At 53.6% G+C, this 23,593-nt stretch carries 21 protein-coding genes and 1 riboswitch; of the genes, 14 read left to right on the plus strand and 7 right to left on the minus strand.

The window, feature by feature from the left end:
* The 3 genes from FD25_RS14235 to FD25_RS06835 all read right to left on the minus strand — a co-directional run.
* A partial coding sequence (locus tag FD25_RS14235; RefSeq protein ID WP_202814013.1) for a superantigen-like protein SSL4 occupies nt 1-1,917 on the minus strand: 1,917 nt, incomplete at its 3' end.
* A 467-nt stretch (nt 1,918-2,384) separates the two neighbouring features.
* Nucleotides 2,385-3,332, minus strand: coding sequence for an alpha/beta hydrolase (locus FD25_RS06830; protein WP_057802908.1), 948 nt, complete (start codon nt 3,330-3,332; stop codon nt 2,385-2,387).
* A 118-nt stretch (nt 3,333-3,450) separates the two neighbouring features.
* Nucleotides 3,451-4,245 carry a tyrosine-protein phosphatase gene (locus FD25_RS06835; RefSeq protein ID WP_057802909.1) on the minus strand — a complete coding sequence of 265 codons (795 nt, stop codon included), beginning with the start codon at nt 4,243-4,245 and terminating at the stop codon, nt 3,451-3,453.
* Between the two features lie 166 nt (nt 4,246-4,411).
* On the opposite strand from FD25_RS06835, the gene FD25_RS06840 reads away from it, so the two are divergent.
* The 3 genes from FD25_RS06840 to FD25_RS06850 all read left to right on the plus strand — a co-directional run bounded on the left by FD25_RS06840 (nt 4,412) and on the right by FD25_RS06850 (nt 6,311).
* On the plus strand, nt 4,412-5,305 hold the full coding sequence (locus FD25_RS06840; protein WP_057802910.1) for an alpha/beta hydrolase fold domain-containing protein: 894 nt from the start codon (nt 4,412-4,414) through the stop codon (nt 5,303-5,305).
* Between the two features lie 369 nt (nt 5,306-5,674).
* A complete protein-coding gene (locus tag FD25_RS06845) occupies nt 5,675-6,031 on the plus strand; it encodes a type II toxin-antitoxin system RelE/ParE family toxin (protein WP_057802911.1) in 357 nt (118 codons plus the stop codon).
* On the plus strand, nt 6,024-6,311 hold the full coding sequence (locus FD25_RS06850) for a helix-turn-helix domain-containing protein (RefSeq protein WP_057802912.1): 288 nt from the start codon (nt 6,024-6,026) through the stop codon (nt 6,309-6,311). The genes FD25_RS06845 and FD25_RS06850 overlap by 8 nt, the downstream gene beginning before the upstream one ends.
* 73 nt (nt 6,312-6,384) lie before the next feature.
* Here the strand turns inward: FD25_RS06850 and FD25_RS06855 are convergent, their stop codons facing one another.
* A complete protein-coding gene (locus FD25_RS06855) occupies nt 6,385-7,041 on the minus strand; it encodes a DUF6198 family protein (RefSeq protein WP_057802913.1) in 657 nt (218 codons plus the stop codon).
* Nucleotides 7,042-7,224: 183 nt separating this feature from the next.
* Between FD25_RS06855 and FD25_RS06860 the strand changes: the two genes are divergently transcribed.
* From FD25_RS06860 to FD25_RS06880, 5 genes are all read left to right on the plus strand, one after another.
* Nucleotides 7,225-7,470, plus strand: coding sequence for a hypothetical protein (locus tag FD25_RS06860; protein WP_057802914.1), 246 nt, complete (start codon nt 7,225-7,227; stop codon nt 7,468-7,470).
* A gap of 527 nt (nt 7,471-7,997) precedes the next feature.
* Nucleotides 7,998-8,645 (plus strand): endonuclease III domain-containing protein, encoded by a 648-nt coding sequence (locus tag FD25_RS06865; protein WP_057802915.1) that lies wholly within the window; start codon nt 7,998-8,000, stop codon nt 8,643-8,645.
* Between the two features lie 132 nt (nt 8,646-8,777).
* The gene (gene glpK / locus FD25_RS06870; RefSeq protein ID WP_057802916.1) at nt 8,778-10,283 is read left to right on the plus strand and encodes a glycerol kinase GlpK; all 1,506 of its coding nucleotides are present in this window, start codon (nt 8,778-8,780) and stop codon (nt 10,281-10,283) included.
* Between the two features lie 36 nt (nt 10,284-10,319).
* Nucleotides 10,320-10,598 carry a type II toxin-antitoxin system Phd/YefM family antitoxin gene (locus tag FD25_RS06875; protein ID WP_057802917.1) on the plus strand — a complete coding sequence of 93 codons (279 nt, stop codon included), beginning with the start codon at nt 10,320-10,322 and terminating at the stop codon, nt 10,596-10,598.
* Nucleotides 10,599-10,715: 117 nt separating this feature from the next.
* Nucleotides 10,716-11,552 carry a hypothetical protein gene (locus FD25_RS06880; RefSeq protein ID WP_057802918.1) on the plus strand — a complete coding sequence of 279 codons (837 nt, stop codon included), beginning with the start codon at nt 10,716-10,718 and terminating at the stop codon, nt 11,550-11,552.
* Between the two features lie 49 nt (nt 11,553-11,601).
* On the opposite strand, the gene FD25_RS06885 is transcribed toward FD25_RS06880, so the two are convergent.
* From FD25_RS06885 to rlmD, 3 genes are all read right to left on the minus strand, one after another.
* Nucleotides 11,602-12,456, minus strand: a complete 855-nt coding sequence (locus FD25_RS06885; protein ID WP_057802919.1) for a DUF368 domain-containing protein — start codon at nt 12,454-12,456, stop codon at nt 11,602-11,604.
* Between the two features lie 157 nt (nt 12,457-12,613).
* Nucleotides 12,614-13,054 carry a DUF2628 domain-containing protein gene (locus FD25_RS06890; RefSeq protein WP_057802920.1) on the minus strand — a complete coding sequence of 147 codons (441 nt, stop codon included), beginning with the start codon at nt 13,052-13,054 and terminating at the stop codon, nt 12,614-12,616.
* A gap of 71 nt (nt 13,055-13,125) precedes the next feature.
* Nucleotides 13,126-14,571 carry a 23S rRNA (uracil(1939)-C(5))-methyltransferase RlmD gene (rlmD, locus tag FD25_RS06895; protein WP_057802921.1) on the minus strand — a complete coding sequence of 482 codons (1,446 nt, stop codon included), beginning with the start codon at nt 14,569-14,571 and terminating at the stop codon, nt 13,126-13,128.
* A 527-nt stretch (nt 14,572-15,098) separates the two neighbouring features.
* Between rlmD and FD25_RS06900 the strand changes: the two genes are divergently transcribed.
* The 6 genes from FD25_RS06900 (at nt 15,099) to FD25_RS06925 (ending at nt 23,163) form a co-directional block, all read left to right on the plus strand.
* Nucleotides 15,099-15,935, plus strand: coding sequence for an oxidoreductase (locus tag FD25_RS06900; RefSeq protein WP_057802922.1), 837 nt, complete (start codon nt 15,099-15,101; stop codon nt 15,933-15,935).
* A gap of 45 nt (nt 15,936-15,980) precedes the next feature.
* A riboswitch (TPP riboswitch) is annotated at nt 15,981-16,086 on the plus strand.
* Between the two features lie 125 nt (nt 16,087-16,211).
* On the plus strand, nt 16,212-17,000 hold the full coding sequence (gene thiM, locus FD25_RS06905; RefSeq protein WP_057802923.1) for a hydroxyethylthiazole kinase: 789 nt from the start codon (nt 16,212-16,214) through the stop codon (nt 16,998-17,000).
* A gap of 20 nt (nt 17,001-17,020) precedes the next feature.
* The gene (gene thiD / locus FD25_RS06910) at nt 17,021-17,836 is read left to right on the plus strand and encodes a bifunctional hydroxymethylpyrimidine kinase/phosphomethylpyrimidine kinase (protein ID WP_057802924.1); all 816 of its coding nucleotides are present in this window, start codon (nt 17,021-17,023) and stop codon (nt 17,834-17,836) included.
* Nucleotides 17,836-18,498: a thiamine phosphate synthase gene (thiE, locus tag FD25_RS06915; protein ID WP_057802925.1), complete on the plus strand. Its 663-nt coding sequence runs from the start codon at nt 17,836-17,838 to the stop codon at nt 18,496-18,498. Before thiD ends, thiE begins: the two co-directional genes overlap by 1 nt.
* Nucleotides 18,499-18,560: 62 nt before the next feature.
* Entirely contained in the window at nt 18,561-20,486 is a 1,926-nt protein-coding gene (locus FD25_RS06920) for an ABC transporter ATP-binding protein/permease (protein WP_057802926.1), read from the plus strand.
* 481 nt (nt 20,487-20,967) lie between these two features.
* Complete coding sequence (locus FD25_RS06925) at nt 20,968-23,163, plus strand: amidase family protein (RefSeq protein WP_083484112.1); 2,196 nt, start codon at nt 20,968-20,970, stop codon at nt 23,161-23,163.
* Nucleotides 23,164-23,593: the final 430 nt, after the last annotated feature.

The following is a 23,593-nucleotide window of genomic DNA, read 5'->3' on the forward strand; positions in this document are numbered from 1 at the left end:
CTTAGGTTCAGGTTGTGGCTTAGGTTCAGGTTGTGGTTTAGGTTCAGGTTGTGGTTTAGGTTCTGGCTGCGGCTTAGGTTCAGGTTGTGGTTTAGGTTCAGGTTGTGGCTTAGGTTCAGGTTGCGGTTTGGGATCTGGCTTTGGTTTAGGTTCAGGTTGCGGCTTGGGCTCTGGTTGCGGCTTAGGTTTAGGCATCGGTTTCGGGGGAATTAATTGATTATTTAAATGGAACACAAAGTCGGCCGAGTAGCTGGACCCAGACCACGGATCACCGTTGGGGATGGCAGAAAACCAGTAGGTCCCATTGGGGGTAGTGGACGTCGCCGTCACGATGTACTCACCGTTCGTCTGGGTCACCTTAAAGTCGGCCGTGGCGTCATCATCCGCATCGTCGTTCGGTTTAGTGCCAGACAGCCGATAAATCGTTAACGGAAAACCGGCGGCGGGAGCTAAGGTCAAGGTTTGAGATTCGCCCACCGTATCTGCCGAATGGTCTCTGAGCTCACCGGTGAGGTTGTGCGTGATCAGTTGCGTGAGATTTAGCATGGGGTGGGTGGCTGACGTGGTAAGCGTTCCGATGTCAAAGGACTGATCGTCGTCGATGCCGGTGTCTTTGAGGGCTGTTAGAATGTGGTTTTGGGCATAGTCGAATTGGCCTTTGAGGTTGCCACCCGGTAAATAACCGGTGAAATCGTTGTTTGTGACGGCTAGTCTGTGAGCCCAAGTGACGTTATGCACGTCGGTGATGTCCGCCTTGTCTTTAATGAAACTCGGGTAAAAGTTGATGGGACCGCTGAGATGATTGCTGACGAGGTTGGCGTACATTAATTTAGGGTATTGGTCAAAGTGGGGCAGGCCACCCGTTAAGCCCAACCCGCTTAGTGATAAACCGGTTAGCTCTGGATTCTGGGGAAGAAGTTGGTCAATGAAGGCTTGTGCATTGACGTTTAGGCCGAGTTCCGGGCCTACTAGGGGTTGCCCGTCGTCCGTCATGGGACTGTACTGAATGACAACCTTCTGGAGATGGGGGGCGAACGCTAGCGATAGATGTTTAAGCTGCGTGAGGTCGATGCGGTCAGCATCTTGGATGTTAAACTCAGTAATATTTTTAAACTGTTCGATCCCGGTCAAATCGTGAATGACGCCCGTCTTCATTTCGGGATAATCCGGAATGTCAACGTGGGGCCAGACGCTATTCTCATCGGGATGGTCATTTGCCGGTGGGACGGGGGCTGGCGGTAGGGGGATATCGGGGGTTAGAATTTGCGTGTTAGCATCGGTTAGGGCGGGCACCTTATCGACATAGTCCGCGAGGTTGTCGTCCGTAATCGTGATGTTCGGATACAGGGGTTCTTCTTCGTCTTCATCACCGACTTTAATCTGGCGGAGTTGGTCCTGAGCGACCCGTTCCAGCCAAACGCGCAGGGTGTCATCGTGAATCCAGGTTTTAGCGTTACCGAGTTTTGGGGTGGGGGCCGTAGTCGTCGGGGTTGGTGATGATGGGGTTGAGGTGGCGTCGTTTGTTGGGGTTGAACGAGGAGTCACAACGCGGGTCTGTAACTCTGGTTCGGAAAGTTTGGGGGCGACGGTGGAGCCAGGGTTAGACTTGGACGCGGCCTTTCTTGAGACGTTATCAGTTTTAGCGCCTAACTGATTGGCGTGACTAGGCGGGGTGGTCGAAGAGTCAGGGGTTGGTCCGTCGGGGTGGTCGGCGGGAGATGGGTGACTGGTGGCGGAAACTACGGAACTTGATTCAGTGGTGATGGGGGGAATGGCAAGTTGATCGGCGGCCTGAGCAGATGAGGTGCCTGTTAGGGTGCTAATACTGAGACTGAGAAATAAAGTTGAGGCTTCAATCCACTTTTCTTCAGCATTAGAGAATAAAAAATAATGACTAGTAGGACGTTTAGCAGACATACAACGGGCTCCTCCTTGTAAAACATGAAATCATATCGACAGATAGTTTATTATATGTAACGTTTGCGATTCCATTATAGAATTATTGTGGTCAATGGCAAGCTAAACTACTTATAAATATCATAATAAAGACCAGATAGTAGTTGAAAAAAGTCCCCACAAAAAATCCCTTCAGCCGAGGAAGCCGAAGGGACGTTTTATGAGGAGTGAGTTTCTTATGAGGGGGAGAAACTCAAATTTGAGGAGTTCATCAGGTTTGAGGAGGACCTGGTGATGATATGACAGTCTCTTAGGGGGAGAAACTGTCAAAAAGGGATTGGATATAGATTTTGACTAGTAACCGTTACTGGCGAATTACTATGATGATAACTATACCCGGGAGTTGTGAATAGAAAATGGGGTAAGCCGTGACGACTTTTTGACGATTTTTTAAAGTAAGTCTAAAGTCCTTAGATTCTGGTTAAGACCTATGCCAACGGTTGCTGCGGGTCAAAATACGTGTTCAAGAAATGGACGACGCGTTGTTGGTAACGCTGTGGATTGATCCAGAAACTCTCCGCGTGCGACGCGTTCTTCACGATCCACAACTGCTTAGGCGCGTGGGTCGCCGCGTAGTTCTCGTAAGCCATCCCCACCGGCACGTACACGTCTTGTTCGCCGTGGATGAACAGGATGGGTCGCGTATTTTTCTTGAGTTGACCGGTCGCCGTCACGTCGTTTAGGTAGTACCCTAGGCGGCGTTTGGAAATGGTGGACACTAGTGGCTCAATCGGGTACTTGGGTAAATGGTACTGGCGCTTCAGTAAATAGACCAGTTCGGCTTCGACACTGGAGTAACCGCAGTCGGCGATGATGGCCTTGACCTGTGGCGGTAAACTTTCGCCCGACAACATTTCCATGGTGGCGCCACCCATCGAGACACCGAACAGCAGAATCTTTACGGCCCCGTCACTACGGTCGATGACCTGTTGAATCCACTGGAGGTAGTCCAACCGGTCCAACCACCCGAAGCTGATGTACTTGCCGGCGCTTTCGCCGTGCCCCCGGTCGTCGGGCAATAACACGTTAAAGCCTAAGTTGTGGTACATCTGGGCAAAGTTTGCCATGGTTTCACCGTTCCCCTTGTAACCGTGGCCGATGATCACCGTGCGGTCACTGGGTGTTTCGGCGGGGATGTACTCGGCGACCATCCGGTTACGCGCGTCGTGTTCGTGAAGGTACCAGGTCTGCTTGTCGATGGCCTGATACCAGTCGACGTAGGCGTAATAGGCGTCCGCATATTTTTGCTTATCCGCGGAGGTTTCGGGGACGTAGTTGACCCGTTTGAACGCGAAATTAAACAGGTGCTCACTGGCCAGTAAGGCGGTCGCTGCCGCTCCCAGTAACGGGAGGGCTAAGGTTAGTTTTTTCTTCACGGGAATCGTCCTTTCTTCTTATGCAAATACCCAGTCATTATAGAAGAAGCGGTGAGACGGCACAAGCCAAGTGTGACAAAAAAGCCGCCAGCAGATGGGCGTCCGCTGGCGAGCTGAATTAATCGAGGTAAATTTCTTTTAAGGTTTCAATCTCTTTGTGAGAAATGCCTAGCACGTCACGGAGGTAATCTTGTGCGCCGCCATACTGCGTGTTGATCACCTTCATCGCGGTGTCAAAGTAGTCTGGACTGACCGTGGAGAGAGCTCGAATGTTGGCGACAAAGGCGTCACCCTTACCAGCATCTTGTGCCTGCTTTAACATCTTATCAACTACGGGGACCACGTTTTCGTTGGTCAACAGGTAGTCGTGGCGAATGACTTGTGGGTCGACACCTAACGCGCTCAATGCGAGGAATGCACCAATCCCGGTGCGATCTTTCCCGGCCGTACAGTGAAACAGCACGGCCTGGTCGGGTTGGTCGTTAGCTAGTAACGTCGCCAGAAAGTCGTGGTAGGCGTGTTGGGCGGTTTCTAAGGTGACCATGTTACGGTAGACGTCGAGCATGTGCTCGTAGCCCGCCGTGGCGTCACTAGAAAAGCGCCGTTCCAGGTCGGCCTGGCTAGCCGAGGCGTCGGTCTCATCGCCGTCCGGGAAGACCGGTAAAAAGCGGTAGGTCGCGCCGGTCGGGACCTTGTCGGGCGACTGGGTCCGTTCGTCTTTGGACCGGAAGTCCACGTCGGTGACGACCCCGTAGTGCGCTAAGTTATCCTGATCCTCAGCGGTAAGCTTATCTAAGCCCGCCGTACGCACCAGCTTGTGCCATTTGACGGTGTGCCCGTCGACGGTGGGGTATCCCCCCAGTTCGCGGAAGTTGAGGCCGCCCGTCACCTTTAAAATCCGACTATTTGTCATTCGTTTTACCACCCTTTCAATCAGCGTTATCCTGGCTCTATTCTAACGGTTTTCACGGGAATAGCCTAGTGATTCCTTTCGAGAGTTCAAGCGTTTTGCGCCGAAACGCTGTATACTATCCCTAAGAGTGCGAGAAATTGACGAAGGAAAAGATAGGGTGATAGTCGTGAGCTTGCGTGGGAAATGGTTACTTTTCAAGACCCAGCATAGTCAACTCAAGCAACAGATTCAACAGGCCTTTTTACAACCGAGCCGGCGAAACCTCGCCGTGGTGCCGGCCAAATTTCCGGCCGACATCGTGACGAAGGAGCGAGAAATCTTTGGCGGGCGGATCTTGACCGCCGCGACCGGGGCCCCGTTGCCCCAACACATCATCTTATTGCACGGCGGCGCCTACACTATGCAGGGGACCGCAAGTCACCGCGAGATCATGACGTCGTTGATTCACGAAGCTAATCTGCGCATCTCGTACGTGGATTATCCGCTGGTCCCCGAGGCGACGGTCGACGACACGTTGACGTTTGTGGGCAACGCCTACGCGTACCTGCACGCCCAGTATCCCGACGATCAGTTCTTTTTGATGGGGGACTCGGCGGGGGGCGGCTTGGCCCTTACCCTGTTGCAACAACTGAAGTATCATCAGGAAGATCTGCCGGCCGGGACGATTCTGATCTCGCCGTGGACCGACCTGAGTATGATGAATCCGGACCTGACCGCGGCGGCTAAACGCGACCCGTATCTGACGCTGGCGACCTTAAAGAAGATTGGGTATCAGTATGCCGGCGATCATCCGGTGACCGATCCCAAAGTCAGTCCGATCTACGGTAACTTTGATGACTTGGGCCCGATTCTGTTGTATTACGGCACCAACGAACTCTTGGCGGCCGATGATCAACGGCTGGTTCAGAAGTTAGAACAGGCGACCGGCACCGATTTTACGGTCCACGCGGTGCGTTCGATGCTCCATGACTACATTTTGTGGCTCAAACTCCCGGAAGCCAAACGGACGTTGAAGGAAATAAAACAGTTTATTTTAACCGGCACGTTACCGGAAGATTAAAAATCGTCTTAAAAGACTAATAGCATTTTAGGATTAGTCCAGTTACGGACGAAATCGACTGGAAATTTGTGAATCAGGTCTTTCAAACGGTTCTTTGCCTTGGTAAATTCAAAATACCGATTAACATCTGCCCATTTTTAATTGCTGCTCTGGTCTACACTAGAATGCTAGCAACTTGAGTGGGCTTTTTTGAATTGAATAATAATGTAAAGCATAAATTAATATCTTATTGATTGAATTCTGTTATAAAACGTTTAGAAGATATTTTTCTTAATGATGAATTTAATCATTTAAATATCCAATTGATCGTTAAAACGAAAAAAGTATGTTATAGTGGCTTTATGATAGCGAATTCGCTATCATAAAGCTATGAAAACTCTTGAATTTAGTTATTATGACTGGCCTGAATTTGAAAGCTATTTGGATATCTTATCGGATAAAGATGCTGCTAAGTTAGTTGAAACTATTAAAAAAATTGAGGAGTATGGTTTATTAATTGCGGAACGTCAAAAATGGGTTAAGAAGTTAGATGAAAACTTATATGAGATTCGTTCAAAACATGCATCGAATATTCAACGTGCCATATATTTTAGATTTATTGAATCAAAGTATGTCATTACGCAAGGTTTTACCAAGAAAACACAAAAAACGCCGATGGCGGAGATTAAAAAGGCTCGGCGAAGGCGTACACACTATTTAAAAAGGGGGATGAATCATCATGAATAAACTGGATGATTATGTCACTCGACGCGGTCAAACATCGCCAGCGTTTGCACAAGCGGTTAAGCAGGAAGATTTGAATTTAGACGCTGCGGTTGCCGTCCGGCAGTTACGTGATAGTTTGCAGCTCAGTCAGCGAGCGTTTGCGCAGCAAATTGGTAAACCACAGTCGACAGTGGCTCGTATCGAAAATGGCTCCATGAATGTCTCAACGAAACTATTAGCGGAGATTGCCTCGGCGACCGGTCAGCGGTTGCAGATTCAATTCATCCCGGTTCACGAGTAAAACAAAAGCACCCGCTGATCACCGCGGCCCTAAGGCCCAAGTTGATCAGCGGGTGCTTTTGTTTGAATTATAGTTAAATGTCCACGTGGTGCTTCAACCGCGGAAAGACGTGGACGTCGGCCCAGCCCATCACGGCGCCTTGCGTGACGAGTGCCCAGATGGTCCCGAAGCCGATGGCGTGCAGTTGGCCGGTCGCCAGATAGGACAGCACGATAATCGTAACGGGTGGCAAGTAGCTGGCCCACTGTGCGATGATGGACGACCCGTGGAGAAACCGAAAACGGATGATGTAGGACAGGTCGTCATTGGGGTGCATGATAATGTTGCAACGTTGATAGATCGACACGGCAAACGCCACACCGGTCAGCCCGATGATGTCGATGATAATACGGGCGGGGAGTCCCAGTTGGCCGACGCCCAGCCAGTTCCAGAAGTAGCCGATCCATTCGACTAGGTAGCTAAACGGGATGATGTAGAGGATGTTGGAGACGAACCGGCGCCGGTCGAATCGCCCCAGAAATAATTGGTTCATGATGGTGATCACGATGCCGTAGATGAACATCGTGGTCCCTAGCGGCACGTGAATCCAGCTGGCCAGGTTGACCGATGACCCGGTCCACACGGCACTCCCGAGGTTGGTGGAGATGGTTAACGCGTTAGCGGCGGAGTTAAGGAAGATGGAAAAGCCCAAAAAGCGCATTCGTTGTCCAAAATCCTTCATTTTTGCCACCAATGTCATCTCCTCAAGTTAGTCTATTTGTTAGTCTAACCTAAAGATAACGAAAGGGAAAGGGCCTGACGGCATTTAGCGGACGAAAATATTCGGGGCGATAAAATAATTAACAAATGATTGACTAAAAACTATAGTAGAATAGTAGGTGTAACGAAATTAAATATAAGCGAGGTAGAAATGATGACTGAACGGCAATTGATTCAAGAAATTTTGAATTCCGAAGCGATTGAATACCACTTCGAAAACGTCGATGAAGATTCTAAGGAATACACGCTTTTATTAAAACGCTTGGATAAGGACGTGCGGCCCGTTGAAGAACTCAACGAGGAAATTAAGCACTACTTTAAGAGTGCTGATTTTGATTACAACGAAGAACTCCATCCTAAAGACGTGGATGCCGACATTCGCTTAACCATCAAGCGGTAATCGTTGATTGCCGGGGATTGTTAGCGGTTACCGACACCAATCGTTAGAGGGTTCACGGAAAGGAGACCTACCTGGGCCTCCTTTTTGCGTTAGCGTAAAAAGGAGAGCCAGTCTTGAAGAGGTTAATTCAGCGCTTCCGGACCAGTCAGAAACGGGCTGGAACGGGGTGGGCACGGCTTCAAGCCCACAAACCAGGTCTTGAAGACCGACCTTTGTCTAAGCCGACTGAAAAACGTCGGCTAAGTCAAACGACACCCCTGAGCCCATTTCTGACTGCTCCTCCAGCTCACACTGATCATGAGGGCACTCTTAGTACGTAATCAGCAGTCAATGAACGATAATAGTCGAGTATCAAAGTAGGTGCCATGTGTAGTGTAAACTGGTGTTTTTAGTTATGAGGAAAGAAACGTTTCGTCCGGATTGTAGTTGTCGTTTAATTAAGGGCCGCATCATGCTACCGGAGGGGAAACTGGAGACTATCAACTTTATCCTAACTAATATGACGTAAAACAGATTGGAGGAACATCATGACCATTGAAGAACTGTATCACACCATGGCCCGGGCCATGGGGCCGCAGCCCTGGCTGAAGCCGGGAACGCCCTGGGCCGAGACACCAGTCGAAATCATGCTGGGGGCCATTTTGGTGCAAAATACCAACTGGCGCAACGTTGAACCGGCCCTGCGGAACCTTAAACGGGAAACGGGTTTTGAGCCGACCCGGTTACGCGCATTAACGCCAGAATCCATCACACCGTTGATTCAAAGCAGCGGGTTTTACCGGCGCAAGGCCGCCGCTATCTTGAGCCTTGCGGCGTGGTTAGGTGATCACGATGATGACCTGAGTGCGTTGAAGCACGGCGACGGGGGCCAGGAACGCGCCGAACTTTTGGCTATCACCGGGATCGGTAACGAAACCGCCGACTACATTTTAATGTACACGCTAGATCACGGGACGTTTATGGTCGACACCTACGCGCGGCGGTTGTTCAGTTGGCTGGGCGCCACGATGCCCAAGACCTACCCGGCGTTTCAAAAACAAGTGTTGGCCCAGTTTCCGTTGGGGCTACGTGATTGTCAGGAATTCCACGCGCTCATCGACGAGTTTGGCAAGCAGGTCAAGACCGACAGCGACTTTGCCGCATCGTTTCTGGCGGGGCAACACCTAACCGTTTAGTTTGGTCAGTGGGCTGGCGGCGCCGGAAAAAACAAATTTTCCCGAGTCGCGCACACTTCGTGATATGATAAGTGCAGCGAATTTGAAACCGTTTCCGAAACAACGAACGGGAAACTGGAGGGAGTTTTACATATGGCACTAAAGCAGCCGGAAAACTACGTGTTAGCGATTGACCAAGGGACCAGTAGTACGCGGGCCTTTATCTTTGACCACAGCGGACGCAAGGTGATTGAGGGGTACAAGGAAGTTCATCAATCCTATCCGCACGCCGGTTGGGTCGAATCCGACGCCAACGAAATCTGGAACAGTGTCCTGTCGGTGATTGCCAGCGCGTTGATTGACGCCTCGATTCACCCGGAAAACATTCAGGCGATTGGGATCAGTAGTCAACGGGAAACCACGATTGTCTGGGATAAGGCGACCGGCGAGCCGATTTATCCGGCCGTGGGGTGGCAGAGTCAACAAACCGCCGCGTTGGCCAAACAACTCGCCGTCGATCACGGAGCCGAAATTCAGGCCAAGACCGGACTGGTGGTCGACGCCTACTTTAGTGCCACCAAGATTCGGTGGATCTTAGATCACGTTGACGGGGCCCAGGAGCGCGCCGAGAAAGGGGAACTGGCCTTCGGGACCGTCGATAGTTGGTTAGCCTGGAAGCTGTCGGGCGGTAAGATTCACGTGACCGACTACAGTAACGCCAGCCGGACCATGCTGTTTAACATCCACGAGTTAAAATGGGATACCGACGTCTTAGATTGGTTGAACATTCCAGCGGCGATGTTGCCGGCCGTGAAATCCAGTTCCGAGGTTTACGGCGTGACCCAGAACTTCCAGTTCTACGGGGTCGAAGTGCCAATTGCGGGGTTGATGGGGGACCAATCGGCCGCCTTACTGGGCCAACTGGCGATCAAGCCGGGGATGGTCAAGAACACTTACGGTGACGGGGCCTTCGCCATGATGAACACGGGCCACGAGCCGCAAACGTCTCAGCACAACCTGCTGACTACGATTGCCTACCAGCTCGACGGCAAGGTCACCTACGCCCTTGAAGGGTCGATCCTGGTGGCCGGGACTGCGCTGGGCTGGTTACACGAAAGCCTGAAGATTATCGACAACGTCCCCGAGTCGCGGCAGGCCGCCATGGCCTCGACCGATGACGACGAAGTCTACGTGGTGCCAGCCTTTAACGGGCTGGGGGCACCGTACTGGGACCCGGATGCGCGCGGGGCGGTCTTTGGCCTGACGCGGGGGAGTAACCGAAACGACTTCGTCAAGGCGACCTTACAGTCGATCGCCTACCAGACCCGTGACGTCTTGACCACCATGACACAGGACACCGGGATTACCATTTCCGAATTGATGGCCGACGGGGGGGCCTCGCGAAACCGCTACCTGATGCAGTTTCAGGCCGACATCTTAAATACACCGGTCCAACGGGCGGCCGACGAAGAAACCACGGCGACGGGGGCCGCAATTGCCGCCGGGCTCGCGGTCGGCTACTGGGATAGTCTCGACGAGATCGAACAGATTCACGCCGATGGCCGCCTGTTCGTGCCCGATATGGGGGAAGCACGCCGGCAACGTCTGTACGCTGGGTGGCAACAAGCCGTCAAAGCGACCCGGACGTTTAAGCCCTAACGACTTTGGGGGAATTCCGTTGAAGGGGGAGTAACCATGACACAAATGAAGGACACCACGACTAAGAAACTACGCAAACACTTTGCCCACTATGCCGATTGGGTTAATCAGCATAACGGTGCGGTGGTTGTGCAGCGGCAGCACCATCCCAACGTGGTGATGGTCTCGAAGGCCGAATACGAGGCCTGGCAACAGACGTTGGAGGCCTGGTCGACGTTGACTAAGAACGAAGATCTACAACGCAAGATGGACCGGTTGACCAACGATGCCGACTTGAGTGACCAACCGACGTCATCAACACCGACGAATAAGTAAACTTAAGGGAAAACCGTTGCCGTGGGGCAGCGGTTTTTTAGTCGGTGTGGGGACCAATCGTTGAGGATTCACCCCATCCGGTTGGCCCTATACTGGGAGGTGTAAGGGGGAGTCAGAATGAAAGTCACACAGTTGCTCTTAACCGCGTTAGTTGCCGGTAGCATCGGGGGATTCTCCAGGCCGGCGTTTGCCCAACAACGGCCGTCGACTTGGCAGCGGGGGACCACCGTTACGTGGAACTACCGCACGGCCAATCCGAACGGTGATTTCACGGACCCGCCGTTGGCGTCCACGGCCACGACGCGCAACGTCTACCTGTGGAATTTGCGGCATACGGAGAAGTTACACGATTTGAAGAACTTTCCGAAAACGACCTGGTACGTCACGAAGAAGATTGAAAAACCCGGTTCGGGTGTTTACGACGAGGTCACGACCTATGATAAGTCGATCACGGGATTAATCTGGCACGGCTATTTAGCGCCGTATGTCACCAGGCTACCGGATAAATTTAAGACGACGGCGGCCTATGCGCAATATATCCGCACGGCACCCGAACAAAAGTTAGCCCGGGGCATTCTCCAGGCTTTTCCGCAAGCGAAACTCGATCTGCGGTTGTCCCAAGAAGCATTGCACCTCTATAACGTGCCGCGGGGTTATCCGGAATATCATGACGTGATCGACGTGGGGGCGTTGCCAATCGCGAAGACGGACTTCACGCAGATTCAGGGCTTCCCGGAAGGTTATGATTTTGGCTACAGTCATAATCTGAATTATTACTGGTTGGCCTCATATGGTGGCCCGGTCGCCTTACGAGTGGCTAAATTGCACGAAGCGTTGGCCACGGCGGGGTGGACGCCAGCTAAGTTAGCTAGTCTGGGCGACGATTGGCACGTGGGTGTCGTCGCCAGTGAAGATGAAGCGTGTGAGTTGGTCTTAGCCTTACCGAACCAGTAAAGCACGAAACGGACGTGATCCTCAGCTGAGGATCACGTCCGTTTTAAGGTTATTTATATTTAGCTTCCAAGCGACTCATCCACCAGCCCAGGGCAATCCCGGCCCCGGCCGCCAGGAGACTTGCGCCCCAGGTCAGCGGTGTGGTACCGGCGTAAGAAATGCCTTCGGCCGCGTGGGCGTTGGGAATCAGAATCAGCGCGGTGCTAGCGACCACCAGACCAATGATGAAGTGGTAGACCCGCGAATGGTGATGGTCGATCAGGTATTCGATGCCCTTCGCCAGCAGGGCCATGGTGATCAGTCCACCGATGGCGATGGGCAGGAAGACGCCCAGCAGGTCGAGGTTCTTGAACCCCAGGAGCATCGGGGAAAATAGGCCCAAAATCAACAGGAGGTTCGACGGACTGAGACCGGGCACCAACACGCCTAAGGCAATCAAATTACCAGCCACCACGAAGCCGATGAAGTTGGCGGGTAGCGTGCCCAGGTGACTAACGTTATACAGGCCCAGGCCTCCCACCAGAAGCGTTCCGCCGAACCATAGCCAGTCGACTAGGTCACGGCGCGAATGTTGCGTGGCGGTCGCTAGGAGGGCGGGCAGGGTACCAATGATGGCGCCGGCAAAGCCCCACAGGACGATGACTTGCGCGTGGGTCAGCAAATAGGCCAACGGCGCGGAAAGCAGCGCGACGCCTAAAATACCACCGAGGCCGACCGGCAAGAAGAACGGGAGGTCTTGCCGCCACCGCTGGCGGGGATGGGCCATGAAACCCAGTAGGCGTTCGTAGAGACCTAAAATGGCGGCGAGCACGCCACCGGAAACACCGGGGAAAATGAAGCCAAGCGCGATGATGATGCCTTTAAAAGTACGGGTGAGTAGACTGAACGTCCGTTGGGTCAACATGGGAAGGGTCCTCCTTGTCAGCGAAGCGGGCAACTGAATTTTTTATATAGCATATCAAGGTTCACGGTGTTTATCAAATCCTTATAGGGGACTTAAGTAAAATTTGGGAAATCACGCGCAAAACAAAAACCGCTCCCTTCACAGGAGCGGTTCGTTATTAATCGGTTGATTTGGGTTTCCAGTAGTGCGCCCGCGTAAGCAGGTCGCGTGACCGGTCATCGGCCGGTACGAAGCCCAGGTTGAACAGGTGCTTGTAGTACATCATGTTGTAGATGGCGCCCCAGAGCAAGGCAATGCCTAACTCAACGCTCCCGGTGGCAGCGACCCGTTGATCACCGGGAACGAACATGTTGAACAGCATCTGCAACGCGAGTTCTACCCCCACGATACATAGCAGGTTATACCAATCCGCACGGAAAATGGTGGGAAACGGGTGGAATAAAAACATGGTCCACGAGAATCCAACCTTCGCGATGCGGAGGTTACCGGTTTCCGGGTTGACGACGGTGGCGTAATTCGGGGGTAACGGCAGTCCTTGAGGGCCGTTACCGTTGTTGTTATTGTCATCATCGTTAAAGCCCTTAAAAGGATCTTGCATGAGATTAGCCAACTTTCTAACAAAATTCGTTATTAAAAGTCTAACACGAAAGCCGTGCGTTGCCTATTATTCTATCGCTGGGACAACTTCACGACCGCTTCACACCGGGCCGTTTGCGGCATCATGTCCACGGACTGGATGTAGTCGACGTGGTAGTCGTCGGTTAACGTGTCTAAGTCCTTGGCCAGCGTCGACGGGTTGCAGGAGATGTAGACTAATTTTTCGGGATGGATGGCCAGGATGGTGTCCATCAAGTGGCCGTCTAAACCGGTGCGGGGCGGGTCGACCACAATGGCGTCCGGCCGGAACCCGGCCACGGCCCATTTAGGTAAGAGGTCTTCGGCGGTGCCGACTTCGTAGTGGGCGTTGGTGATGCCGTTAAGTTCGGCGTTAGCGTTGGCATCGGCCACGGCTTCGGGGATGACGTCCATCCCCCGGACTTCGGCGGCCACGTCGGCTAATGACAGCCCGATGGTCCCGACCCCAGAGTAGGCGTCGACCACGGTTTGGCCGGGTTGCAGGTCCAGCGCCTTTTTGGCTTGGTCGTATAGGACTTCAGTCTGCGCCGGGTTAAGTTGCAGGAAGGCCCGTGCGGAGAGCTTAAAAGCCAGTCCGCCTAGTTTTTCGGTGATGGTTTCTTCACCAGCGAGGCGTTGGGTCTTGTCGCCCCAGACCAGCGACGTTTTACCCGGGTTGATGTTTTGCATCACGGAGGTCACTTGGGGCAGTTCGTCGGCCATCCGCAACAGGAGTTGGTGCTTGTGCGGGAGCTTAGGCGAGTTGGTAATGAAAGTGACCTGCACGTCGTCGGTGTTAGCGGCCGCACGGACCACCAGCGTCTTGACGATGCCGGAGTTGTGGTCTTCGTCGTAGATGGGCACTTCTAAATCCTGCAGCATCCCAACTAAGGCGCGCATCACGGTCATGGTGACGGGCATCTGTACGGAGCAGGTGGGCAGGTCGATTAAATCATGGCTACGTTCGGCGTACAAACCGGCTTGAACCGTGCCATCGTCGGTCTGACGCACCTGAAACTGGGCCTTGTTGCGGTAGGCGTACGGGTCAGCCATGCCCAGCGTTGGCCGGACGTCGTAGTCCTTGAAGCCGTAAGGGTGGTAGCGTTCCAGAGATTGACGGACGATGTCGCGTTTAAATTCAAGTTGTTGCGGGTAAGCTAAATGTTCGAGTTCGAAGCCACCGACTTGATCGGCGTAGCTATCGCGTGGTTCGACGCGGTACGGGCTGGCTTTGCGAATCCGGTGGACCTTAGCGCGCAGGTAGCGGTGGGAAATGCTGGTGACTTCCACCACGGCCTCTTCGCCGGTCAACGCGCCGGGGACGAAGACGGCCATGCGTTTGTAGTAGCCGATGCCTTCGCCGTTAATGCCCATCTTCTTGATGGTTAGCGGGAAGCGTTGGCCCTCTTCAACTTCGACCTGGGGAGCATCTTGCCGGTCGGTACGACGGTTGCGCCGGTAGTTGTTCCGGTAATCGTCGCGGTTTTGATAATTTCTCATGAATTTTTTCTCCTATATACTGACAGTTGAATCCTCTTAATCTTGACCATTATACCAAAGATTGCCGTTAGACGGGGTGGGACGCCTGACCGCTAAAAAAAATTATTAAAATGAGGCCGCTTTCATAGCCAGTCTTTGTGCTTTTGGGTACAATTGAGTTACCTGTGTGGAAGGCTGAGATGATTAGTGAGTAAGTAGTTTACAACGGCGCGGCCAATCATCTAATTGAGTAAAACGAGAGGATTATTTGCTTGTCTAAAATTAAATGACTGCAATCACACATTAAGGTTACTATCAATTCCAGTGTGAGCTGGAGGGACAGTCAGTAATGGGCTCAGGAGCGAAATTTGTCTTAGCCGGTGGGTCATAGCCGGCTTAGACAAAGGCCGGACTTTGAGACCCGAATTTTGGGCTCAAAGCCGTGCCCGCTCCGTTCCAGCCCGTTGCTGACTGTCCTGGAAGCGCTTGGCTCACTAGTTTAGTCTTTCCCAACACACAGGTACCGAAAAATTTAAGGGGGCTTGACCATGCATCATCGTAAAGTTGCGCTGGTAACCGGCGCATCGTCAGGAATTGGCAACGCCATTGCCCGCAGCCTGCACCGTAACGGGGTCACGGTATATGCCGGGGCTCGGCGGGTGGACCGCATGAATGATTTGGACGATTTAGGCATCACCACGGTGGCGTTGGACGTGACGGACGCCGATAGCGTGGAACAAGTGGTTGACCGGATCGTTAGCGAGACCGGCCGTATCGATATCTTAGTGAATAACGCGGGCTTTGGCCTGTTGGGGGCCTTAGAAGACGTGCCCATCAAACAAGCATTGGGTCAATTTGACGTTAACCTCTTCGGGGCGGCGCGATTGATCAAGTCGGTCTTACCAATGATGCGTCAGCAACATAGTGGCCGGATCATCAACATCACCTCGATCGACGGTAAGGTGGCACAACCCATGGCTAGTTGGTACGTAGCGTCTAAGTTTGCCTTGGAAGGCCTCTCCGACACGTTACGCCTAGAGCTGCAACCTCATGGAATTCAGGTGGCCGTGGTCGAACCCGGCAGCATTCAATCCGAATGGGCCGACATCGCGGCGACCCACCTGCACGATACCTCGGGTGACGGCCCATACGCCAAGACGGCGACCATGGCCGCGGCAATTCTGGTGGCAGCAAAACGTTACGCCAGTGAGCCACAGGTGATTGCCCGGTTAGTGGATAGAGCGGCGTTGGCTCGGCGACCGAAGACCCGGTATCACGCCGGAACCGGTAGTCAGATTCTCTTCGCGCGACGTTTCTTGTCCGACAAGACAATGGACCGCATCTGGCGGTTGACTGGTGAAGCAGCCCAACGGATTACCCGATAATCTAAGAATCGTTGACGTGCCGCGTGAACATGCTATGCTAAATATAACTAACACTAGGAGTGTCCGTGTGCGGGCTGAGATGTGACCTTGTCGCAATTCCTTTGAACCTGTCAAGTCCATGCTTGCGAAGGGAACGTGTTTGACTGGCAACGGCCACCCGTTCATTGTAAGAATGGGTGGCCGTTTTGCCGTTTTTTTGACCGGTAAGTGACAGATTCGGTGGCCTGACCGGACCATTCTAGGATTAGCACAACTATTTTTGGGGGTCTTTGCAAAATGAAAGTCAGTTTACTGGACGATCTACGGCGTCAAAATCCGATTGTGTTTAACATTTCCAACTTCGTGACGGTCCAAGACGTGGCCAACGGGATTAACGCGATTGGCGCGTCACCCATCATGTCCGAAGAAGTCGACGAGGCCGACGAAATGGTCCAGCTGTCCCAAGCGGTTTGCTTGAACTTGGGCGCCTTTACCACGCCACAGGTTCACCAGATCAAGGTGACCGGCCAGCTGGCCAACCAGTACCACAAGCCGTTAGTCGTCGACCCGGTGGCGGTGGGGGCCGTCAAATACCGGGCCAAGGTGGCCGAAGACCTGTTTAAGGCCTTTCACCCGGACGTGCTGCGCGGCAACGCCGGGGAGATTGCGGCCTTAGCCGGGATCGATTGGCAAGCCAAGGGTATCGACGCCGGCGAAGGGGCGGGCGACCTGGTCACGATTGCCGAGACCTGCGCGAAGAAGCGCGAGTGCACGGTAATTTTGTCCGGGCCAACCGACGTGATCACCGACGGCACCCGAACCGTGCAGGTCATCAACGGGACGACGCTGTTTCAGACGCACGTGGGGTCCGGCGACATGCTATCCAGTATCGTGGCGGCGTTCTGTGCGATTGAGAACGATTATTTTGAAGCGGCTCAAACCGCCTGCCTGGTCTTCGCGGCCATCGGGCAACGGGTCGCCCAGGCCGATCCCCAGATGGGAGCCGGTACCTTTATTATTAAATTAATGGACGCCTTGCAGCAGACCACTGTGGCCCAGATTGAAGCGGTCGCGGCCTACGAATAGGTTGAAAGGATGACGAACAAATGACGAATGAATTTCCCCAAACGCTAACCATTGCGGGGACCGACAGCGGGGGTGGCGCCGGAGTCATGGCCGATCTGAAGACCATGCAAGAACGCCACGTTTTTAGCACGGCGGTGATTGTGGCGGTGACGGCGCAAAACACCAAGGGCGTGCAGGACTTCATGGCCCTGCCCCAACAGTTGATCGACGAACAGTTCGCGTCATTAGCCGACGATTTCAAGATTCGCGCCTGCAAGACGGGGATGTTAGCCGACGCCGAACACGTGCACATCGTCGTTGAGAACCTGAAACGCTATAATTTCGGCCCACTGACGGTCGACCCCGTCATGATTGCCAAGGGCGGGGCGGCCTTACTAGCCGACGACGCCGTGGCGACGGTGCGTGACGAACTGTTACCGTTGGCCGACGTGTTAACGCCTAACTTACCGGAAGCCCAACGCTTGACGGGCTTACCGCTCGATAGCAAGGAAGAGATGGAGGCCGCGGCGGTCGAACTCCAGAATCTGGGGGCCAAAAACGTGGTCATCAAGGGGGGGCACGAAGCCATCCCGGACCAGGCCAGCGACTTTGTATTGCTCGAAGACGGCCGGTCGTTCTGGCTGACCGCCCCGCGGATCGATACGGTGCGGACCCACGGCACGGGCGACACTCTGTCGTCGTGTATCACGGCTGAACTGGCGAAGGGCGCCGATTTTGAAACGGCCATTCGTTTGGGGAAAGATTACGTCACGGCGGCCATTGCCCACCCGATTGAAGTCGGCCACGGGCACGGACCGTTGAACCATTGGGCTTACAATCAAGGAGGGACGCTATAATGTCAGTAACCTTTGAACCCGGCTTACTCCGGGCCTATTTTGTGGCGGGCAGTCAGGACGTGCCCGGTCGTGATTTACGGGACGTCTTAGCCACCATGTTGACGGCCGGCATCACGGCCTACCAGTTTCGTGACAAGGGCGCCAGTAACTTGACGCCCGACCAACGATTAGAACTAGGCCGCGACTTACGCGAGCAATGCCGGGCGGCCAGTGTGCCGTTTATCGTCGATGATGACGTCGAGTTGGCCCTAAAATTGGACGCCGACGGGATTCACGTGGGACAAAGCGACGAACGGATTCAGCAGGTCTTAGCAGCGACTAACGACCGGCAGATGTTTGTGGGCCTGTCATGTTCGACGGCGGCCGAGGTTGCTACGGCCAACCAGATTGAGGGCATCGCCTATCTGGGCAGCGGGCCGATTTACCCGACGGTTTCCAAGGACGACGCCGATCCCGTGATTGGCACGGCCGGTTTAGCCCAGTTGGTTCAGCAGTCACGGGTTCCCGTGGTGGCCATCGGTGGGGTGACCCTCGAATCGTTACCGGCTATCGCCCAGACGGGGGCGGCCGGGGTGGCGGTGATCACCTTGCTGACTCGGCACGATCGCCCACAGGTCGCGGTTGACGCCATGCGCATGGCGTTTACCAAACCGGCAAAATAATTGCGTTTTAAGCAAAAATAGGTTATCGTTCAGACTATTACTGGATCAAAAGGGGATTACCTATGAGCTTTTTAGAGCTAAAAAATATTCATAAATCTTACTACATGAATAAGACGCCGTTTCCCGTCTTGAAGGGGATTAGTCTGAAGTTCGACCGCGGCGAGTTCGTGTCGATTCTAGGTGAGTCCGGTGGGGGGAAGACCACGCTGATGAACATCATCGGTGGGTTGGACGCCCAGTACGAGGGTGACGTGTTGTTAAACGGCGAATCGCTACACCATGCGTCCGTGAAGCAACTAGACACGTTCCGGCGACAAACGATTGGGTTTATCTTCCAAAACTTCAACCTGATCAGTCACCTGAGCATCCTGGATAACGTGATGGTGTCGTTGCAGATGACCAAGCTTAGCCGTAAGGAACAGCGCGACCGGGCGACCGAATTGCTGGATCAGGTGGGGTTAAAGGAACACCGCCATAAGCACCCGAACCAGTTGTCTGGGGGGCAAAAGCAACGGGTCGCCATTGCGCGGGCCTTGGCATCGGACCCCGACATCATCATTGCCGACGAACCGACCGGTGCCCTGGATTCGCAGAACACCCAAGAAATCCTGGCGTTGATGGACGACATCGCGGCCAGTGGCAAGCTGGTCATCTGTGTGACCCACTCGCAAGAGGTGGCCGACCACGGGACGCGAATCGTGCACATGGCGGATGGCTTGATCGACCGCGACGAAAACTTAAAGGATCCGTTCCCGGTTAACGACCACGCCGAAATGCCCGCTAAGCACCTGGGCTTCATGGCGATGGTCCGTATGGCGCTGCAACACATGCGCTATAACCTGGGACGCAACCTGTTGATTATCTTCGGGGCATCGATCGGGATTTTCAGTGTGATTCTGATGCTAGGTTTAGGCCGCGGGGTTAAGGGGTACATTAATCACGAAATTTATTCGCAGATTAAACCGACCGCGGTGCAGGTGGCCCAGAAGACCAGCAGTGAGAGTCCCAAGAAGCTTGAAATGAAGGCCGCCGACGTGCAACGCTTGAAGAAGCTCGACCACGTCAAAAAGGTCCAATTAGGGTTCTACACGCAAGGCGCGCAGGTCCAGCACAACGGAACCAGTTCGACGGCTCAGATCGTCCAAACGGTGACCGACCAGATGCTGGCCAAGAGTGTTAAGAAGGGTCACACGCCGAAGACCGGTGAGGTGATGTTGGGTAAGGACTTCGCCAAGAAGTTCAATAAAAAACACCCGTATAAGCTGGTTGGCAAGACGGTTAAGGTGTCCCTGACGGCGATGGATAAGAACAATATTCCGACCGTCATGACCAAGAAATTGACGGTCAGCGGGATTACCGATGGTAGTGGTGGTCAGTTACAGACCAACCTGAACACCATCAAGCAAATGTACCAGAACAAAAACCTGACCTTCCGGGCCAACTTTGCGACGGTCGACATCGCCGGGTTCAGTCACGTCACTAGCGTTCAGGATAAGATCAAGGCGATGAAGGCTAGCAACGGCAAGGCCCAGTATCAATTGACCGGGGCCGGCGCCATCGTGTCGACGTTGAATACCTACATTCAGTTGGCCTTCTACGTGTTAGCCGCGATTGCCGGCATCTCGCTGTTAGTTTCCGCGATTATGATTATTGTGGTGCTCTACATCAGCGTGTCGGAACGAACCAAGGAAATTGGGATTCTGCGGGCCTTAGGGGTTCGGCGCCGGGATATTAAGAACCTGTTCTTGTCGGAAGCCTTCTTCTTGGGACTGTTCTCCAGCGTCTTGGCGTTGGCCTTCACCGAACTGGTGGCGGTCCTCGCCAACAACGTGGCGACTAAGTATATCGGTTACAGTATCATTGGCATTACTGGCAACTACCTGATCTTTGGGGTGGTCGTCGCGATTGTGATTAGCCTGTTAGCTGCCTTAGCGCCATCGAGCCGGGCCGCTAAGCTGGATCCAATTGAAGCCTTAGCTTACGAATAATTTAAAAGCGTAAAATAGCCACCGACGAATTGATCGTCGGTGGCTATTTTTTTATAGAATTATGTAACACTTTTAATTTAATGTCACCATCGTAAAAGACGGTTAAATCGGAAACAGCCCGTCCACGAGATTGGTGCGGTAGGCGAGCTGAATTCGTCATAAATTTGAGAAGTTAAGCTGACTAAGACCTAACTTTACAGTCTTCATTCTAACATGGTTCTTGGGACAAGCCAACCGTAAGCTCACTAATTGGGGTGCTGATTTAACAATTTACTAATAGTTGCTGGGACTCGAAAGCAGGGTGGTCGTTGATAGATTAAACGATCTTTTTCGTTGGAACTTTCAAGTAAAGAGGTGGTGGCAACGACTTTAAGGCGGCCACTAAAATTTTTAGCCGGTTTTTAAGTGAAAGCGCTTTTCAAATACCGGCCAAACACGTAAACTATGAAATGTGGTGAAAATGAAAGGAGTTCATTAGGTTATGGTAACGAATAGACGGCAACACTCGCGGCGGCGCTTTAGGAGCTGGTTACTCCTCGCGCTGACCACGGTTACGGTCGGCATGGTTGGCGGGCTGGCGGTTCCAGCCCACGCCACGACGACCAGCAGTAACGTCACAGCAGGTCAACTCCAGCAGGCAGTTGGGTCTACGGGGACGGTGGCAACACCGACCACGACTCAGGCGGGCTTAGCTGCCGAGGTGTACCACAAGAGTTCAGCGCTGGATCTTGCCCAGGAGGTTCGCACGGGCAAGGTGACCAGTACGGCGTTGGTCAAGCAAGCCATCGCGAAGGTCAAGGCGGATAATCCCCAATTAAACGGGGTCATCTCGTTACGTGAGGACGCGGCGTTGCAAGAAGCGGCCGCCCTCAAGGACACCGGCCAGCCGTTTCTGGGCGTGCCCATCCTGATTAAGGGGCTAGGCCAGATCATCAAGGGTGGCCAAAACACCCAGGGCCTACTGACCAATAAGGATGTCATCTCCGGAGTTACCGGAACGTTGGTCCGTAACCTCCAGACGGCCGGGTTCATCGTAATTGGTCAAACGAATTTTCCGGAAATGGGCTTATTAAATATTACGGATTCCAAGCTTTACGGCGCTGCGCATAGCGCCTGGAACACGGCCTACCAGCCCGGTGGGTCGTCGGGGGGCTCCGCGACCAGCGTGGCCGACGGCATGGTACCGTTGGCGACCGGGAATGACGCCGGGGGGTCGATTCGGATTCCCGCGTCCTGGTCGGGACTGATTGGGTTAAAGCCCACCCAAGGTGTGATCTTAGGTGATAGTTCCTCGGCTACGGCGCACGGGGTGAACTTCGCCGAAACTAAGACTATGGCGGATACCGAAGCCCTATTTACGGCCTTGAAGAATCCTAAGACGGCTACCACGGCGGCCCCCGAAAGTTTAAAGGGGCTGACGGTGGCGTACACCACCAAGTCGCCGGTCGGCACGCCAGTCAGCGCTGACGCGGTGCGGGCCGTTCAACAAGCGGTCAGCTTTTTGAAGCAGCAGGGGCTCCAGGTCAAGGAAGTCGACCCACCTGTCGACGGCGTGGCCCTGATGAAGGACTATTACTTATTGGATACGTCGGTAGGGAGCCTGTCAAATTACTTAACCCAGTTCTACCAGAAACGGGCGATGACCAAGGATGACGTGAGTCCCATGAACTGGGGCCTGTATCAAGCTAGTAAAAATGTGACTACGGAACGAAGAGCGGCGGCCAACGCCGAGATTGCGGCCGCGGCCGAGAAGATGGCGACGTTCCATCAGACCTATCCACTTCTGCTGACGCCAACGACGGCCACCACGGCGCCGTTAGTCAGTGATCCGGCGGTCTTGCCGGCGGACGTGGCCAAGTTGGAAAACATGGAAAATATTCCGGCTGACCAGCAGATGCAGGTGATTTACGATGCTTGGCTACACGGCCTTAGTAAGACGCCGTTCACCCAGCAGGCTAACCTGACGGGCGAACCGGCTATCAGTTTACCGACCTACGTTTCAGCCAGTGGTCTGCCGTTAGGCGTGCAATTTAACGCCGCTAAGGGGCAAGATCCTTTGCTGATGAAGGTCGGCGAGCTGTTCGAACAACACCACCAATTCAAATTACTTCAAGATCAATCCACCACGACAACCCCGACGACGCCAAGCGCAACGCCGGCACCATCTCAGGAGTCATCAGCAACTACCGCGCCAACGGCAACCCAACCTAGCGTGACGGAACCCACGGTAGTCCCCACGATGCAAACTAAGCGTTATGCCAAAAATATTTACGTGACGAAGGCCTTTAAGCTGTATCGTAACGTGACCGACTTGACCGTTAAGCACAGTTATGGCACCCACAGTCGGGCCACGGCGCCACACTTTAAGGTAACGGGAATCGTGACCCTAAAGAACGGACAAGAGTTCTACCGGGTCAAGGGTGGCTACATTCGCACCACCGTGGCAGCCCATAATCTGTATTACCAACGGACGACGAAGCAAGTCAAGGTGATTGCCAAGCACGGCATCTACGAATACCGCCACGCGACGTTAAAGGCCGGCCAGCGCGTCAAGCTGATCAAGCCGAAGACCACGTTAAAGGTGAAGAAGATCGTCTTTCAGGGGCACGTTACCCGGTATCAACTGACCAACGGCCACTACATCACGGCTAACCGCCAGTTGATTCAGTGGCGGTAATCCTAAGAATTTGCTGAGAACGGTCAAAGCGTGACTGGCCAACGTTTAGCGGGGGTCGATTAATTAACGGCCGCAAGTTGAATTGACGAATAACGTTTCAGGCGGTAAAGTGGGCGCAGTGGGCATCGAGAATTTGCCCACCGTGATGCGGGAGAGAACCGGATCACCGTCTACGCCGATGGCGAGGTGACCGGAGTTGGTCACAGCTTCGGGGAAAAACAAGGCTTGCCATTCTGAACGTATGTTCGTATAATGAGAAGCGAGACCATCGCGGCTTTTTAGGGTAGTATTCCCCTCATCTGGGGCGACCCCCGGGTGCAACGTCTAATTTTTGCACGGTCAACTTTTGTCGTCTGACTAGCAATGGGTCATCATCACCGGGATGGTGGCCGGGAAGACCTTACCGGCGAGCGAAATCCTCGTGGTCGTC

This window comes from Levilactobacillus acidifarinae DSM 19394 = JCM 15949 (genome assembly GCF_001434835.1).
Lineage (GTDB): Bacteria > Bacillota > Bacilli > Lactobacillales > Lactobacillaceae > Levilactobacillus > Levilactobacillus acidifarinae.